The following is a 15,258-nucleotide window of genomic DNA, read 5'->3' on the forward strand; positions in this document are numbered from 1 at the left end:
GTCCATTTGCTTGTGACATAGTCCCGTGATCTGAACCACGCATCCATGGGCTCTCCTGACCAAATTCCTCCGGGGTGGGTTGCTTTACTTGTGCGAAGCGCACAAGCTCTGCCCATGACCGAACCGGACTGGGCCCGTGCAGCGAACCTAGCGGAGCGAGAGCTGGCCAGGATCGATGCGATTGCGCTGGAGACCGTCGCTCGGATCCGCGACGAACTGCCCGACTTCCTGCTCGTCCCGGTGAACGAGCATGTCGAGTCGGTGCGCGAGCAGCTGCGTCGTCGCCTCGACGCCTTCCGAGAACGACGCGCCTGGGATCCCGGCGACCTGGACCAAGCGGTACGGCTCGCGCAGCGCCGCGCACGGCAGGGGATCTCGGTCGACGCTCTGATCAGTGCGTTCCACGTCGGTGACCGCGAGTTGTGGCGGAACCTGAGCCGGGATCCCGGACCAGCTGCGCCTTTGCTGCCCGAGCTGACCTCGTTGATGCTCGAGTCGATGCAAGCAGTTTCGACCAGTCTCGCGGCGGCGCACAGCCGCGAAACTCGAGAGCGCGACAGGGTCCACATCAGCGTGTCACAGCGGTTCATCGAGTTGCTCCTGGCGAGCGACCACGGCGCCGAACTTTCGCGGCTCGCCGAGTACCTCGGCTTCGACGAAGCCGCCACCCACGTGGCTGTCGCTTTCACCTCCAGCTCCCGCCTCCAGATGGGAATCGAGGACCCGATCATGCGTCGACTCGAGGGCTTCGACATGCTGCATGCCCGCGCCGGCGAGACCTACCTCGCTCTACTACGTGGCCCGAATGCTCTGGCGCGGGCGCGCGAAGCGTTCACCTCCGATAACGCCCAGGTACGCGCAGGGATCGGTTGTGAGCACCCGGGACTCGCCGGAGCCACGAGGTCGTTGCGGCAAGCCCAGTCGACCCTGGCGATCGCTTCGGCGTCAGCGAACATCCGGGAGTTCGCGCGCGACTGGCACTGGTGTGGGCATGCCGCGATCAACCCGCTGCTCGAATCCGAAGCGCTCCGGGCCGTCGACATCGCACGGTCCCAAGCCCATCTTTGCGAGACGGTGCGCGCCTACGCGGCGGCGGATATGTCCAAGGTCAAGTGTGCGCGCGAGTCCCATCTGCACCAGAACACCGTCGCGTACCGCCTGGACCGGTGGACCGACCTCACCGGCTGGGACCCGCGGACATTCGACGGGCTGGTGAGGTCGATCGCCGCCTGCACCGTCGCCGAGCTCGGCTGAGAGCTCCCCTGATCTTTGCCGGGACGCCTCGTAGGCGTGAAACACTGACGGTTGCCCCGGGGCGGCCCGCCGGCGGGTTCTAGCAGGAAGGCTGATCGCTGAGGTCGGTTCTGGAGGATTTCCACGATCTCGGCCCCGACTACTGCGCGCGACTCGTGTCAACGCCGAGCGCCGAATATCCGTAGCCTCACAGCACAAATCACCGCCCTCGGCTACCAGGTGACTCTCGCGCCGGCCGTCGCCTGACCTGGCCGCTCCTCGAATCGAGCCGGCTCCGCCGACCGCGGTCGCGGTGGCGGTCACCTTTGGTGTTTCCGGTCAGGCATACGTAGGTCGCCGCGGTCGGTTCAGTACACGAACGGATGGGGCTTGTTCAAGCCCACGACTACGTTGATGCTCATTGCTGTAGTGCAGGTCACATAGATGGCCTGAATCGTCTGGATGGATAGTCTGTGATCGCAACATATGAAACGGCACACGGGCGGACGGTCACGTCCGCACCCGCGGGCCCGGGAAGAACACCGAAGTCGCGTGTTCCCTGGCGCGAAAGTCCGACAGTCCTCGGAATTCTCGGAATTCTCGTCTCCCTCGCAGTCTGGGAGGTAGCGTCGCGGGTCGGCGCGTTTCCGACCGGCTCTGTGCCCCCGGCGACCACAGTGATCACGCACCTCGCCCATCAGGCGACGACAGCTGCGTTCTGGACCTCCGTCGGCATGACGCTCGAGCAGTGGCTCATCGGATTCGGGCTCTCCGTCCTGATCGCGGTACCCATCGGGCTGATCTTCGGTACGGTCGACCCCCTCTGGGTGGCGTTCCGTCCCACAGTCGAGTTCCTGCGGCCGGTCCCCGGGATGGCGCTGATTCCGCTGACCGTGCTGATCTGGGGACTGAGCATCCGTAGCGTCGTCTTCCTCACCATTTTCGGATGCGTATGGTCGCTGATCCTGGCGTCGATGTACGGCGCTCACGGCGTCGACGGCGGCGCAAAGGAAACGGCGCGCTCCTTCAAGCTGACCCCTCCCCAGCAGTTCCGCTGGGTGACGTTTCCCAGCGCGCTACCCTACATCGCGACCGGCCTCCGGATCGCCTCCTCGACGGCGCTGATGATCGTCGTCAGCGCCGAGGTGGTTGTCGGGGTAGATGGTATCGGCCACGACATCGCGATGGCTCAGACCGCTGGCGACTACGTCGGGATGTATTGCCTGATCCTCACCGCGGGCGCCATCGGGACAGTTGTACACATCGTGTTCTCTCGTCTGGAGCGCCGCTGCCTCCACTGGCACCCGTCGCAGAGGGGCCTCAGCTCATGACACGTCGTCGAGCCCTCAACATAGCCCTCGAGGTCGGCACCACGGCAGCCGTCGTCGCAGGGGTGTGGATCTACCTGGCCGGCGGCCACGGCTACGCCTGGCCGTCGGTCCCGGAGATGCTCAGCGCATTCCGGCGTGCGTGGCTATCCGACAAGTTCGGCGAGCATGCAGTGCCCAGTCTCATCAGGCTCGCCTTGGGCTTCGTACTCGCGGTGGTCATGGGCCTCGCGGGTGGAACGGCCATGGGCCTGTCGCGGACGATCCGCTTGCTGGCCACGCCGATCGTCAGCTTCCTCCGGTCGATACCCGCGGTGGCGCTGCTGCCGCTATCTCTGGTGCTCTTCGGTTTCGGGACCACGCAGAAGGTGGCCGTAATCGCCTTCGTCTGCTGCTGGCCGGTTGTCCTGAACGTGGCCGACGGTATCGCCGAGCTCAACCCGACGATGCTCGCCAGCGCTCGTTCCTACGCCATCGACGGTACGACGCGGCTCCGGTTCATCATCGTTCCGGCAATCATGCCCCGGCTCTTCGCCGCCATGCGGATCAGCCTCTCGCTGGCCATCCTGCTACTGGTCACCAGCGAGATGGTTGCGTCCAAGGAGGGCATCGGATTCTTCATCTGGCAATCGCAACTGACCTTCCGGATCGACAACATGTGGGCCGGGATCATCCTGCTCGGGCTGCTCGGAATCACCCTCAACGCCCTCTTCCAAGCGATCGAGAGGCACTTCACGCGCTGGCACCACAGCCTCTCCGGGAGTGCCGAGTGATGCCGGTGGTTCACCCAACCCTACGAAAGAGATCTCCACTATGAACGCGATCCTCCAGATCGACGACGTCTCGAAACGCTACGACGGCAGGTCGGGGCCGGTCCAGGCGGTCGGCAGCATCTCGATCGAGGTCCGCGCCGACGAGTTCGTCTCGGTGGTTGGCCCGTCCGGATGCGGCAAAACTACGCTGCTCAGGTGCATCTCCGGCCTGCTCGCGCCAAGCACCGGAGCCACCCGCCTCAACGGCAAAGTAGTCACTGGGCCCCCGTCGGAGATGGCGGTTGTCTTCCAGGACTACGCCCGCTCACTGTTTCCGTGGATGACAGTCGCCGAGAATGTCGACTTACCCATCCGCCGCCGGCGGGAACGTGCCGAGCGCGAATCGCTGGTGACCGAATCACTGAAAGCGGTCGGCCTCACCGACTTCGCTCGCCACTACCCCTGGCAGCTCTCCGGCGGCATGCAGCAACGAGTCGCGATCGCTCGGGCGCTGGCCTATCAACCGCAGGTCCTACTGATGGACGAGCCGTTCGCGTCGGTCGACGCACAGACGCGCGCCGAGCTCGAGGATGTCGTCCTTGACGTGAAGGCCCGATTCGGAATGACGGTGCTGCTGGTCACCCACGACATCGACGAGGCCGTCTACATGTCCGATCGCGTGATCGTACTGAGCAAGCCGCCTTCGACGGTACAGACCAATCTGACGGTCGACCTGCCGTTTCCGCGAGACCAGGTCGCCACCAAGGAACACCCCGAGTTCGCGCAGCTACGTTCGGAAATCTACTTGGAGATCACGCAGGGTCACATGGCTCGGGAGACTGTCCGGAGCGAGCGATGAGCGCGCCAGTCGCCCTGGTTACCGGCGCCGGAATGGTCGGCGGGGAACACGGCATCGGCTCCGCGACCGCCTCGGCGTTGGCGTCCTGCGGTTATGCGGTTGCCGTCCTCGACCGCGACCACGAGCGTGCCGAAGCGTGCACTGCCCAGATTCGCGCGTCCGGCTGTGAGGCGTATTCCGTTGTGGCCGACATCTCCATCGGCTCCGCCGTCGAGACCGCGGTCGACATCGTCGAGCGCCGTCTCGGCAAGATCGATGTGCTGGTGAACAACGCGGCCGTCGCTATACCGGGCGGGATCCTGGACACGACCGTCCACGACTGGCTCCGATCCCTCGAGGTCAATCTCACTGGCATGTTCCTGGTTACGCGCATGGTCCTGCCGGCGATGCTCGCCGCGTACGAGTTCGACGGTCAGGTTCGCCGGATCATCAACGTCGGTGCAGTCGCCGGACGCCGCTGGACAGGGGTTCCGATGATCGCGTACTCATGCTCCAAAGGAGCGATCGAACCGTTCACCAGGTCGGTCGCACTGGAGTTCGCCAACCGCGGGATCCGGGCGAACTGCGTCCTTCCAGGGCTCATGAATACCCCGTTCTACCGCGCCCCGCTCCGAGACTCTTACGACGTGGCGAGTCTGTCCGACATTTCCGCGGCCCGCGATGCACAGTCCCCGACCGGCGCGCAGGGCTCGGCCTGGGACATCGCGGACGCCGTGGCGTTTCTGGCCTCGAATAAGGCCAATTACATCAACGGTCACGCGCTCGTCGTCGACGGCGGCCAGTCCGCGCAGACCTGGGCTGGTGGCACTGGGGATTCCCGCCAGCACCTTAGATGAATTCGAATCCGAGGCCGCGCCAGCGAGCCCGTCTGTGAGAAAGGCACAACAGATGATGAAGAGGAAAAAGGGGGCTCTTGGTGTGATCGTCAGTATCGCTCTATTGCTGGCCGCCACGGCGTGCGGATCCAGCGGCGGTGCACGCGGCGAACCCGCCACAATTACCGTCGGGGTACAGCCGAACACGTCGTTCGCCGTTGTCCCTTTCGGAGTCGAGAAGGGCTTCTTCAAACAGGTAGGACTCGACATCGAGGTAAAGAAGATCACCACCGCGACCACGATCCCCCCAGCTCTTCTCGCTGGACAACTACAGTTCTCCAACTGGAGCTTCCCCAGCTTCGCAACCCTGGCCGGCCAGGGGCTCCCGCTGAAGATCGTCGGTGCCGGCGACACCACCGGCGGGTCGCTCGCAAACGACTATATCCAGCTCGTGGCGCTCGAGCAGAGTCGCTTCACGAGCGTTGCCGATCTCAAAGGCAAGACGATCGCCGTAAACTCACTCGCCTCGTTGTCCGAGGTGCAAGTCAAGATCGCGCTGACTAATGCCGGCGTGAACCCGGCGGACGTCAAACTCATCCCGATCCCGTTTCCGGACCAGCTGGCAGCGCTCACCTCGCGCCGCGTCGACGCCATCGGCTCGGCCGAACCTTTCCTCACCCTCACTGCCGCGAAAGAGGACATCGTCCGGCTCGCCCCACTCGACGCCGCGGTGATGCCGGACATGCCACTGTCGCTCTGGATGACCTCGGCGAAGTTCCTGGCCGACCACCCGGACACCGTCCACGCGTTCCAGCGAGCGCTGATCATGTCGCTCGAATACGCCCGGGATCACGAAGCTGAGTTCCGGGCGTTCATTCCTGGCTTCTCCGGCGTCTCCACGGACATCGCAGAGAAAATGATCCTGCCGACCTGGACGACCTCGATCGACGAGGGCAAGGCTCAGGTTCTCGCGGAGATAATGCACCAGTACGGCGCTGTGGACACGGTTCCGACCATGAAGGACTTCATCATCGAGTTCCCACCCAAAGGCTGAATTCCCACGCGGCGCGGGTCGGAGGACTTTACAACCGAGCGCATGATGTGTGCCTGCGCATTCATGTCCGACCCCGCACGGCCGCCAGCAAATTTAGAAGAAAACCACAAGTCGCGCGCCGTCGAACAGTTATAGGCGCTAGCGGATTCGCCGGCTCCAAGCACGCTTTTGTCGGGCCTTTCCGGCAAAGTCCCGATCATATTCCTCCCCTTTTCGACTCCACACGAGGAACGAAGGCTGAGCCATTTTCCATGGTGACGTACCGGTAAGACCGTGTCTCATGTCGCTGATCTTGCCATCGGGAGTTTCTTGTAGCCGGTCAATGCTGCGGCGAGGGTGAGGAAACCCAGGAAGTGCGTGGCCTTGCGGTCGTAGCGGACGTTGAGCCGGTGGTAGCCGGTTAGCCAGGAGATTACGTATGACACCGGTTTCGTCGGGAAATGGCCGGGCGTCACGGAAGGAATTCGACCCCGAGGTGATCCGGCGCGAGTTGACCATGGCTTGGGCTCGAGGTCTAGTTCTCGCCGTATCCGCTGGAACTCGAGGCCGCGGAGATCCTGTCGCTGTTCCGTGCGCGATCTGGTCGCGCAGGGAAAGCCGCTGGCGATCACCGGTTGGGGCACGGCCACCTGGCGTGGTGCCGCCGATGTGGCGCCGCGCAGCAACGAGATCGTTGAATACGACACCGCTACCGGCGCCCCGGTCCGGCTTAACGGGGACTACGTCCGGGACGAGGCCAGCCAGGCCGCATACCTCGCCGAGCAGCGTTCGTGATCGATGCCTACGCGGGGCGGATCAAATCACGCCATACTCTCTCAACGAATGAGCCGCGACGAAATCCGTCAGCTGGTGGACTCACTCGGTGGAATCCTGGCGATTCAACACAGCAAACCTAGAAGCTCGAGTGCCCTCGAGGTCAACCCGGCTCTCGCCGGGCGCGTCAAAGCCGCACGCGACCAGCCCACGACCTCGAGGAGATCCTGCCGACTCTCGCACAGGCACCGGATGTCGGCGCCCGGTTGGTCACCACGCTGACATTCGACGACCCCACGCCTGCGGCGCTGAGCCGCGCGGTGGAAGGTATGGAACCAGCGTCCTCGGTGGCGCGCTGCTGCACGATGTCGGCCAGTTCGAGCAGCGCCTCGACTCGAGGACCCTGCGGCCGAGCAGGACGAACCGGCGGATGCCGTCCTCTCGGTAGCCGTGGCCTGGACGCTCAGTCGCATGTGAACTCGGGCAGCATGAGCGCTGAATGGGCCGGTCGTTCCGTCGCGGCGGGCGCGGTGGCCAGATCGCGCAGCATGTCGTTGCGCTGTTCCAGAGCTGCGGCGGTGGCTGGGAAGAGAACGGCATCGCCCTCGCCGACCTGGTCCTGGTTCAGGATCACGAACTCACGGGTGCCGTGTTCGTAGGCGGCGAAGCCGGCGGCGTGTTCCCGGTCGGCCAGGGAACCGGCGAGCATATAAGCACCGACGAGCGCGAGACTGGAGCCCTGTCCGGTGAAGAACGAGGGCGCGTACGCGGCATCGCCGACCAGCGCGACTCTGCCGCTGGACCAGCGGGGCATGCGGATTTGGCCGACACTGTCGAAGAACAGGTCGTCCGCGTCGCGCATGGCCGCAAGCATGCCCGGGACCTCCCATTCCGCATCGGCGAAAACCGCTGCGACCAGCTCACGTTGGGCTTCCGGGTCCCGGTACGCATCGAACGGTGGTTCCGGGTGGGCGAAGTTCAGGAGGGCGTGCACCTCGTCGTCGCTGTCCCCGGCGGCGTAGAGCGCCGCGGCCCGGCCCGGGGTGTTCCACAACACGGTCTCGCTGCAGAGTCCGAAGGTATTGCGCATGGTGAACCCGGCGAAGCAGTAACCGAGGTGCCGATGGAACAGTTCTTCCGGGCCGAATACCGCCCCGCGAGTGCGGGAGTGCAGGCCGTCCGCGCCGATCACCATGTCGAACGTCCGCGTGCCGCCCCCACGGAAGGTGACCTCGATTGCGTGGCCGGTCTGCTCGAGGGTGTCGGCGGAGTCGTCGAACAGGAACTCCACATCGTCATGGACCGCTGTGTGGAGGGCGGCGGTCAGTTCCCCGCGCGGCACTTCCAGATCTCCGCCCGCGCCGCCGGTGACGGTGCGCGGGTCGACCGAAGCCACCTCGCTACCGTCTGCATCGAGGAAGGACATTCGACGCAGGTCGATATGTGCGTCCCGCAGGCGCGGCAGGATTCCCATCCGCCGGACGACCTCGAGCGCGGTGCCGCGCACGTCGATCGGGTATCCGCCGCCACGAACGGCGCCCGCTCGCTCCACTACCGTAACCGCGAAACCGTAGCGGTTCAGCCAGAACGCGAGAGCGGGCCCTGCAATGCCGGCCCCGGATATCAGGACCGTGCGTCGCGGAGTGGTCCGGGTATTCCTCGACGGTTCGATTCGGGTCATTCCTCGACTCCCTTGCTCATGGTCCGGGCGACGACCAGCGACAGCGCCGTGAGAACACTGGCGATAACGAAGCCGGTGACGAAGGCCGATTCGGCCGGGATGTCCGACCCGGAAGGTGTTGCGGCGGTGAGGATCGCGCCACTGATCTGCGCACCCACGGCGTAGCCGACGACACGGGTTACCAGGACCAGGCCGGTGGCGATGCCGGTGTCCCGCCGGTCGACGGCGGTGGCGACGCCGGTGACCAGCGCGGTGACGCACAGGCCGTTGGCCAGCGCGACCATTGCCTTGCCGCCGACGAGATGCCAGCTCTCGGTGTGCACGACCGCCAGGTCGAGCAGGGCCGCCGCCAGGATGACGATTCCGGCGGTGACCACGGCACGCGAGCCGTAACGCCGCGCCCAGATACCACTGATCGGCCCGGCCAGCGACGCCGCCACGGCGCCGGGCAACAGGAAGAAGCCGATCTGGGTGGCGCTCGCCCCGAAACCGTATTCGCCGGCCGATACCGCGAACAGTTGCGGAACGAGATAGACCGCCACCGAGGTACCGGCGCAGATCACGAATGTCAGCACACACGGCTTCCAGATCGCGGGCTGTGCCAGCATCGCCGGATCGACCATGGGCGAGGCCGCGCGGCGTTCAACGGCGATCCATCCGACAACGAAGGCGGACAGCACCACGAGGAGGGCGCCGAGCGCGAGCGGCTGAGCGCCGAGATCGGGCGCCAGTGCGAGCACGAGCATCAGCGTGGCCAGTGCCCCGCTCAACAGGCCCAGTCCGGACCAATCGATTCCGGCGTGGCCGGATCGACCCGGCCGGTCCCGCGGTATCAGCCCGTTCACGAGCAGGGTGGCCCCGATGACCGCGATGGTCGGCAGCGCGAACATCCAGTGCCGGGACAGTCCCTCCGCGACCGGCCCGGCTGCCAGCGTGCCCGCCATTCCGCCGCCCACGAACAACCCGCTGACCACCCCGATGGCCACCTTCGACTCGCCCGCGGGCAGATGCTCGCGCACCAGGATGAACGACAGCGGCAAGGCGCCCACCATCGCTCCCTGCAGGATCTGGCCGAGTAGTAGAACGGGCAGATTCGGTGCCAGGGCGGATACCAGACCCCCGGCCGAGACCACCGTCATCAACCGGATCAGGACACGCTTTCCGCCGTAGCGGTCGCCGAACTTTCCGGCGACCGGTGTGATGAGCGCACCGGTGACCAGCAGTACGACGCTGAGCAGTGCCCCCTCGGCCGGACTCATGTCCAGTTCGCGTTGCAGAAGCGGGAGTGTCGGCGTCACCACTGATTCCAGCGCTCCGGTGGCGACAGCCAGCATGCCGAGAGCGATGACCGCTGCCTTCCCGATGCGGGCCGGGGGAGCCAGGGTTTCGGTCATGGACGTCCTTCCGCTGATGTCGGCCGGAGTTGTGGGGGTTCGGCGAATGCCATGTCCCCAAATTACACTACACCGTGCAGTGTAGAACGATAGGATGAAGTCATGTCGACTACGAAGACGCTGCGCGAGGGGTCGGCCCGGAAGCGGGCCGCCATCCTCGCGGCGGCGCGGGAACTGTTCCTCACCGACGGTTTCGACCGGTCCAGTGTCGACGCGGTCGCCGCCCGGGCGGCAGTGTCCAAACGGACGGTCTACGACTACTTCGGCGATAAACAGACATTGCTGCGAGCAGTCATCGACGCGGTCGGCCAGTCGCTGATCACCACGATCCGGCGCACCCTCGACGACACCCTCACCGGCCCCACCGAAGCCGCCGACCTCGAGGACGCCCTGGTCACGTTCTCGATGCGTATCGCCACCGAAATGCTCGGCTCGGCGGAGTACGCGACATTGCAACGACTGGTCCGGGCAGAATCCGACCACCTGCCGCGTCCGGACTACAACCCCATGGCCGATACCCCCGACGAAATCATCGCCAAGCGGCTCGCTGCCTTCGCCGCGGCCGGACTGCTCGATATCCCCGACCCCCGGCTCGCGGCCGACCAGTTCCTCGCGCTGACCTTCAGCGTCGCGCTCAACAGATTCGGTTCCGCGAATGCCGCCGAGGACGCCCGGGTGGAGTCACTCGTGGTCGAGGGAGTGCGGACCTTTCTCCGGGCATACCGACCTCAGCAGGACTGGCACCAGCGCCGCTGAGCTGCATCAGCTCAGCGACAGCGAGGGGGCCGGGCGCTTCGGTATCTCGGGTGCGACCTGCACGCCTGCAAACGCTTGCGGACCCGCTACCAACGCCGCACCGACCTCCACCAAGGCTCCTGACCCTGGCCTGCTCGGTGATCTGCCTCCGCAAACTCATTCTGAACTCATCGGCACCAGAAACGGCAGTGATGGTAGTTACCGGCTTCCGATCGTAGGGATCGTGGAAGCCGCTGAAACGTTGTGGGCCCCGCATTCGCGGCAGGGGACCGAGCCGAACTGGTCGGGGTCGATGCCCTGCGGGTCGAGGCTGTACAGGGTTTCGAAACACCACGCCATTGTCTGCCAGGCGAGCCCTGGCCGGGGTCGTGGTGCCCAGCGTGTCGGCTCCACGCCGGGCGGTGGCGGCGAGCATTTTGCCGGTGCCGGCCTTGACCATGCCGACCCGGGTCCAGACATCGTGTCCGATGCTGTAGTGCTCGCGGCGACTGCGACGTTCGCGCTGGAGCATGCCGACATCGGACGAGCTGCTGCACGACCCGTTGCACGATGTGGACTTGTCGCAGATGCCAGCCCCGGTCGGCGACTTCGGCGGTATGGACGCGCCGGAGCACACCAGGCCCAACTACGTTGGTCGCTGCAGCCCGTTGAGCACAATGTCGAGTTTGCCGCGCAATGTGCGATCGAGAGAGAACTGCGCGTTGGAGTGCAGCCAGCGGTTCAGGGTCTGCAAGTAACAGTCGTAGATCACTTCGGCAGCAAGGTCGGCATCGATCGTTGAAGCGAAGTCCCCACGCTGTTTGCCCAGCTGTACAGCCTCGACGAGCGCTGGGGGCGCTACCGCGTCGGCGAAGAACCCGCTGTCGTGTCGGATCCAACCCTCCGATATCGCCCGCGCGACCCGGCTCTCCTGTTCGTCGTAGCCGGCCATGAGGCCCACCAGAGCGGCGAGTCTCTCATGGGCCGAGATGTCGCGAAAGGCCTCCTCCTGCAACAGAATCGTCAGCCGCTCCCGACGCCGATCGACCCAGGCGCGGACGAATTCTTCCTTGCGCGGAAAGTAGTTCAGCACGGTCTGCCTCGCTACGTCGGCTTGCTCGGCGATTCGGTCGATGGTCGTCGCCTCGAACCCCTGCGTCGCGAACAACGCTAATGCGGTATCCAGCAACCTGTTTCGCGTCTCCTGCTTGCGCCGCTCCCGCCGCCCGACCTCTTTCGCTGCCATGACCAAGAGTGTACTGTCACCTAAACTTAGGCTACAGACTATTTTAGGGGGATAAATCTCATGCCAATCCCGTTCACTCGCGGCCTGCATCGACTCGGCGCCAACACGTTCGCCTATCTCGAGCCCGACGGTTCCTGGGGCCTGAGCAACGCCGGCCTCGTCGCCGACGGAGACGAGGCCTTGCTGATCGACACCCTGTTCACGCTGGCGCAGACCGCACATCTGCTGTATTCCGTCGCCGATAGCCTGCCGGCGGTGACCATCCGCACGCTGGTGAACACGCATGATGATCCCGATCACTGGTGGGGCAATCAGCTCGTGACCGGCGCAGAGATCGTCTCCTCTCACGCTGCGGCCCACCATATGAGCGAAAACCGTTTCCTGTCATTGCTTCTCGATCAGCAGCTGCCGACAGGATTGCGTGAGTGGATGGCGCCGATCGTGGCCGGATTCGACTTCACCGGCGTCATCCCGACCTTGCCCACCCGAACTTTCCGCGGTGAGCTCCAGCTCCAGGTAGGTCGACGCACCGTGCAGTTGCTCGAGGCCGGTCCGGCGCACACGCACGGCGATGTGGTCGTCCATGTCCCGGACGCACGCATCCTGTTCGCCGGCGATCTGTTGTTCGCCGGTGTCCACCCGGTCATCCACTCCGGTCCCATCGACGGCTGGATCGCGGCCTGCGAGACGATACTCGGCCTGGACGTACACACCGTCGTGCCCGGTCACGGCCCGGTTGTCGGTTCCACCTATGTGCGCACGTTCCGTGAATATCTGCAGCGGCTTCGCGACTATGCGCAGAGCTGCCAGAACAGGGGCCTGACTGTGCTGGAAGCCGCAGAAGGCTTCGACTTCACCCGCTGCCCGAACCTGCTCGGCCCGGAGCGAGTGCTACTCGATATCGGGGCCATCTACCGCGAACATGGCAGTGCAGCAACTGAACCGGAACTGCTGGGCATGCTGCCTGGATTTGCCGCGACACTTGCCGCCGACCGTGCCATCGGCTTGCCGTCGGGCGCAGCGAACCACACCTAGGAGGGAGCGGTCGCGATGTCATCCGCAATTCCCCTCTGCGCGTGAACGTTCGGCCACAGCTATACGGATCTGGCGACAACTGCGCCGAGTGGACCGGCTTCGACGCCATCGCCGCTGCGGAGAATCACTGTGGCATCGAGTGTCCGCTATTGCAGTATTAGACGCTGACCAAAGCGGTCGGCGCGGGCCCGGAAGTTCAACCGGCCGTGCCCGATCCGCGGTCCAAGCCGGTTGGGTGACTACCTCGCAACCGGGTTATCGAAAGTCATGGTTACGCCGGGTCTTGATCTGGACTCGACGATCAGTGGCCCCATGCCCATATCCGATCTTGCATGGTGGCCAACCTACCCCTATACCGACTCAAGGGAATTATCTTGGAATACATGGGTTTACAACCGATGCGGTGCACGCCGCGGGCGGGCGCATCTTCGCCCAGCTGTGGCACGTCGGCAGAATGACCCACCCACTGACTCTGCCAGGTGGCGCGACTCCGCTGGCGCCCTCTCCCGAGCGGATAACCCGCGCGAAGATCTTCACCTCCCAGGGGATGGTGGATCATGTGACACCTCGAGCGATGACGACCGCCGAAGTAGACGCCACGATCGAGGATTTCGCCGCCGAGGCCCGCAACGCCATCGCCGCCGGATTCGACGGGGTCGAGGTCCACGGCGCGAACGGCTACCTGGTCCAGCAGTTCCTCGCGGAGAACACCAACCAGCGGACCGACCGATACGGTGGCTCACGCAACGGTAGGCTCCGGCTGGTCGTCGATATCCTACCCCGGTCGCGGCCGAAGTCGGTGCGCAGCGAGTGGGCCTGCGCATCTCACCGGACAACCCCGAAAACGAGATCGCGGAGCAGGACCCACGAGGCACCTACCGAACCCTCGTGGACACCCTGAACCCGCTCGGCCTCGCCTACCTCCACGTGATCGAGCGAGGCGAGTACCCAGCCCTCGCCGATCTGCGCCCACGCTGGTCGAGCACACTCATCGCGAACTTCAACGGCCCGACTCCCACCACCCGCGCCGAGGGCGAAAAGGTAGTGGACACCGGCCTGGCCGACGTCTTCTCGTTCGGACGGGCATTCATTGCCAACCCCGATCTGCCTGCCCGATTCGCCTCCGGAGCCCCGGTCAACGAGTATGCACGTCTACGGCGGCGGCGCCGAATGCCACACCGACTATCCCGCGCTGCTGGCCGTACAGGGATGAGCCGGCGGTCGGTCCAAGCGGTCGGGTGACAGTCCGAGTGGTCGGGTGAGGCCCGACGGTCATGGCGCGGCGGTAGCCTTCTTCGCTCTGGGTACGCGGCCCAGCGTCGGTCGTAGGATCGGCGCTTGGTGGGCCAGGAAGTCCCACAGTTTGTCGGCGACCGGCCCGTGCGGTCGGTCGCGTCGGCGAGCTGCCGAAAGTTCCTCGACGATACCGGGAAAGTGCTGTCCAGCGATGGAAAGTAGGCTTCCGTCGCGCAATTCGTTCTCGATCATGAACCGCGGTAGGTGGCCCCACGCCATGCCGTGCATGACCAGTTCCTTCTTCATGAGGTGATCCGGAACAGAACACCGGGGCGCGCCTTCGACCAGGAAATGGCCTTGTTCGGACGGGTGTCGCGCCGAATCCCGGATCACGCACTGGGTGAAGGCCTGCAATCGCTGCGGTGTGATGTCGGTGGATGGGGGGAAGGGCAGGAAACCGGGCGCCGCGACGGGCACCAGCGCGACGCGGCCGAGATCTATCCACTCCATCCGCACATCGCTTTTCGGGATACGGTGCACGATGAGGTCGGCCTCGTCTTCCAGCAGCCGCTCCCATGGTCCGGTCACCGCCTCGAACTGCAAGTGCAGTCTGGTCTGCGGGCATTGCCCGAAGAAGCGGCTGAGCATCTCCAGCGCCGGTGGCAGCGGGCACAGGTCCCCGAGTGCCACGCGAAGCTCGGCCTCCTGGCCCATTGCCAGCTGCGCCGCGAAGGTCCGCAGTTCTTCGGTCTCGTGCAGCAGGAAGCGCGCCTTGCGGTGGAAGGCATGCCCCGCCTCGGTGAGCTGAACCCGATAGCCGGAGCGATCCAGCAGGTCCAGGCCCAGCTGACGCTCCAGTTTGGCGACCGCTGCGAAAACCGAAGGGTGCGAGCGGTGCAGCCGCTCGGCGGCGGCCTGGAAGCCGCCGTTTAGCACAACGGCGTCGAAGCACTGCAATTCGTGGAGCGTGAAGTTCGTCATTATCTACATAATCTACAGAGATCTTCGGATCTTTGTAATGGACACCTGTAAGTGTTGTTCTTTAGTGAGCGTCTGAGAACTCCGGCTGCGCGTGTGTGACGCTCGAGATTTGAGTGAACTCCTGGTAGTTCAGTGATTGCTGAGGTCGCTGTTCCA

Annotated in this window: 16 protein-coding genes; 11 read left to right on the forward strand and 5 right to left on the reverse strand. The window is 65.0% G+C overall.

The features are described from left to right. Nucleotides 1-114: 114 nt before the first annotated feature. From AB0J29_RS33890 to AB0J29_RS33915, 6 genes are all read left to right on the forward strand, one after another. On the forward strand, nt 115-1,254 hold the full coding sequence (locus AB0J29_RS33890) for a helix-turn-helix domain-containing protein (RefSeq protein WP_364794784.1): 1,140 nt from the start codon (nt 115-117) through the stop codon (nt 1,252-1,254). Nucleotides 1,255-1,910: 656 nt separating this feature from the next. Further along, nucleotides 1,911-2,564, forward strand: a complete 654-nt coding sequence (locus AB0J29_RS33895) for an ABC transporter permease subunit (protein ID WP_364794786.1) — start codon at nt 1,911-1,913, stop codon at nt 2,562-2,564. Further along, nucleotides 2,561-3,334, forward strand: coding sequence for an ABC transporter permease (locus tag AB0J29_RS33900; RefSeq protein ID WP_364794788.1), 774 nt, complete (start codon nt 2,561-2,563; stop codon nt 3,332-3,334). Before AB0J29_RS33895 ends, AB0J29_RS33900 begins: the two co-directional genes overlap by 4 nt. A gap of 40 nt (nt 3,335-3,374) precedes the next feature. Next, entirely contained in the window at nt 3,375-4,172 is a 798-nt protein-coding gene (locus AB0J29_RS33905; RefSeq protein WP_364794790.1) for an ABC transporter ATP-binding protein, read from the forward strand. Next, a complete protein-coding gene (locus AB0J29_RS33910) occupies nt 4,169-5,008 on the forward strand; it encodes an SDR family oxidoreductase (protein ID WP_364794792.1) in 840 nt (279 codons plus the stop codon). Before AB0J29_RS33905 ends, AB0J29_RS33910 begins: the two co-directional genes overlap by 4 nt. A 52-nt stretch (nt 5,009-5,060) precedes the next feature. Continuing rightward, a complete protein-coding gene (locus tag AB0J29_RS33915) occupies nt 5,061-6,041 on the forward strand; it encodes an ABC transporter substrate-binding protein (protein WP_364794793.1) in 981 nt (326 codons plus the stop codon). Nucleotides 6,042-6,319: 278 nt separating this feature from the next. On the opposite strand, the gene AB0J29_RS33920 is transcribed toward AB0J29_RS33915, so the two are convergent. After that, nucleotides 6,320-6,496, reverse strand: coding sequence for a hypothetical protein (locus tag AB0J29_RS33920; RefSeq protein WP_364794795.1), 177 nt, complete (start codon nt 6,494-6,496; stop codon nt 6,320-6,322). A gap of 115 nt (nt 6,497-6,611) precedes the next feature. Here AB0J29_RS33920 and AB0J29_RS33925 point away from each other — a divergent pair, with 115 nt between their 5' ends. Beyond that, nucleotides 6,612-6,815 (forward strand): hypothetical protein, encoded by a 204-nt coding sequence (locus AB0J29_RS33925; protein WP_364794796.1) that lies wholly within the window; start codon nt 6,612-6,614, stop codon nt 6,813-6,815. 442 nt (nt 6,816-7,257) lie between these two features. On the opposite strand, the gene AB0J29_RS33930 is transcribed toward AB0J29_RS33925, so the two are convergent. Together AB0J29_RS33930 and AB0J29_RS33935 are read right to left on the reverse strand one after the other, a co-directional pair. Further along, nucleotides 7,258-8,475: an FAD-dependent monooxygenase gene (locus AB0J29_RS33930; protein WP_364794797.1), complete on the reverse strand. Its 1,218-nt coding sequence runs from the start codon at nt 8,473-8,475 to the stop codon at nt 7,258-7,260. Beyond that, nucleotides 8,472-9,869 (reverse strand): MFS transporter, encoded by a 1,398-nt coding sequence (locus AB0J29_RS33935; RefSeq protein WP_364794799.1) that lies wholly within the window; start codon nt 9,867-9,869, stop codon nt 8,472-8,474. Before AB0J29_RS33935 ends, AB0J29_RS33930 begins: the two co-directional genes overlap by 4 nt. Nucleotides 9,870-9,971: 102 nt before the next feature. Here AB0J29_RS33935 and AB0J29_RS33940 point away from each other — a divergent pair, with 102 nt between their 5' ends. Continuing rightward, a complete protein-coding gene (locus tag AB0J29_RS33940) occupies nt 9,972-10,625 on the forward strand; it encodes a TetR/AcrR family transcriptional regulator (RefSeq protein WP_364794801.1) in 654 nt (217 codons plus the stop codon). 625 nt (nt 10,626-11,250) lie between these two features. Here AB0J29_RS33940 and AB0J29_RS33945 read toward each other — a convergent pair. After that, on the reverse strand, nt 11,251-11,850 hold the full coding sequence (locus tag AB0J29_RS33945) for a TetR family transcriptional regulator (RefSeq protein ID WP_364794803.1): 600 nt from the start codon (nt 11,848-11,850) through the stop codon (nt 11,251-11,253). Nucleotides 11,851-11,910: 60 nt separating this feature from the next. Between AB0J29_RS33945 and AB0J29_RS33950 the strand changes: the two genes are divergently transcribed. The 3 genes from AB0J29_RS33950 (at nt 11,911) to AB0J29_RS33960 (ending at nt 14,127) form a co-directional block, all read left to right on the forward strand. Further along, complete coding sequence (locus AB0J29_RS33950; protein WP_364794804.1) at nt 11,911-12,885, forward strand: MBL fold metallo-hydrolase; 975 nt, start codon at nt 11,911-11,913, stop codon at nt 12,883-12,885. 403 nt (nt 12,886-13,288) lie between these two features. Continuing rightward, a complete protein-coding gene (locus AB0J29_RS33955; RefSeq protein ID WP_364794805.1) occupies nt 13,289-13,786 on the forward strand; it encodes a hypothetical protein in 498 nt (165 codons plus the stop codon). After that, nucleotides 13,774-14,127: a hypothetical protein gene (locus AB0J29_RS33960; protein ID WP_364794806.1), complete on the forward strand. Its 354-nt coding sequence runs from the start codon at nt 13,774-13,776 to the stop codon at nt 14,125-14,127. Before AB0J29_RS33955 ends, AB0J29_RS33960 begins: the two co-directional genes overlap by 13 nt. A gap of 30 nt (nt 14,128-14,157) precedes the next feature. Here the strand turns inward: AB0J29_RS33960 and AB0J29_RS33965 are convergent, their stop codons facing one another. After that, nucleotides 14,158-15,102 carry a LysR family transcriptional regulator gene (locus AB0J29_RS33965; RefSeq protein ID WP_364794808.1) on the reverse strand — a complete coding sequence of 315 codons (945 nt, stop codon included), beginning with the start codon at nt 15,100-15,102 and terminating at the stop codon, nt 14,158-14,160. Between the last annotated feature and the right edge of the window lie 156 nt (nt 15,103-15,258).

It is taken from the genome of Nocardia sp. NPDC049707 (genome assembly GCF_040674855.1).
In the GTDB taxonomy this organism is placed as follows: domain Bacteria; phylum Actinomycetota; class Actinomycetes; order Mycobacteriales; family Mycobacteriaceae; genus Nocardia.

Bases quoted from the DNA above. Each gene is read 5' to 3' on its own strand.
- AB0J29_RS33905 (WP_364794790.1), top strand. From the start codon at position 3,375: ATGAACGCGATCCTCCAGATCGACGACGTCTCGAAACGCTACGACGGC.
- AB0J29_RS33935 (WP_364794799.1), bottom strand. From the start codon at position 9,869: ATGACCGAAACCCTGGCTCCCCCGGCCCGCATCGGGAAGGCAGCGGTC.
- AB0J29_RS33930 (WP_364794797.1), bottom strand. From the start codon at position 8,475: ATGACCCGAATCGAACCGTCGAGGAATACCCGGACCACTCCGCGACGC.
- AB0J29_RS33945 (WP_364794803.1), bottom strand. From the start codon at position 11,850: ATGGCAGCGAAAGAGGTCGGGCGGCGGGAGCGGCGCAAGCAGGAGACG.
- AB0J29_RS33910 (WP_364794792.1), top strand. From the start codon at position 4,169: ATGAGCGCGCCAGTCGCCCTGGTTACCGGCGCCGGAATGGTCGGCGGG.
- AB0J29_RS33900 (WP_364794788.1), top strand. From the start codon at position 2,561: ATGACACGTCGTCGAGCCCTCAACATAGCCCTCGAGGTCGGCACCACG.
- AB0J29_RS33915 (WP_364794793.1), top strand. From the start codon at position 5,061: ATGATGAAGAGGAAAAAGGGGGCTCTTGGTGTGATCGTCAGTATCGCT.
- AB0J29_RS33940 (WP_364794801.1), top strand. From the start codon at position 9,972: ATGTCGACTACGAAGACGCTGCGCGAGGGGTCGGCCCGGAAGCGGGCC.
- AB0J29_RS33950 (WP_364794804.1), top strand. From the start codon at position 11,911: ATGCCAATCCCGTTCACTCGCGGCCTGCATCGACTCGGCGCCAACACG.
- AB0J29_RS33890 (WP_364794784.1), top strand. From the start codon at position 115: ATGACCGAACCGGACTGGGCCCGTGCAGCGAACCTAGCGGAGCGAGAG.
- AB0J29_RS33965 (WP_364794808.1), bottom strand. From the start codon at position 15,102: ATGACGAACTTCACGCTCCACGAATTGCAGTGCTTCGACGCCGTTGTG.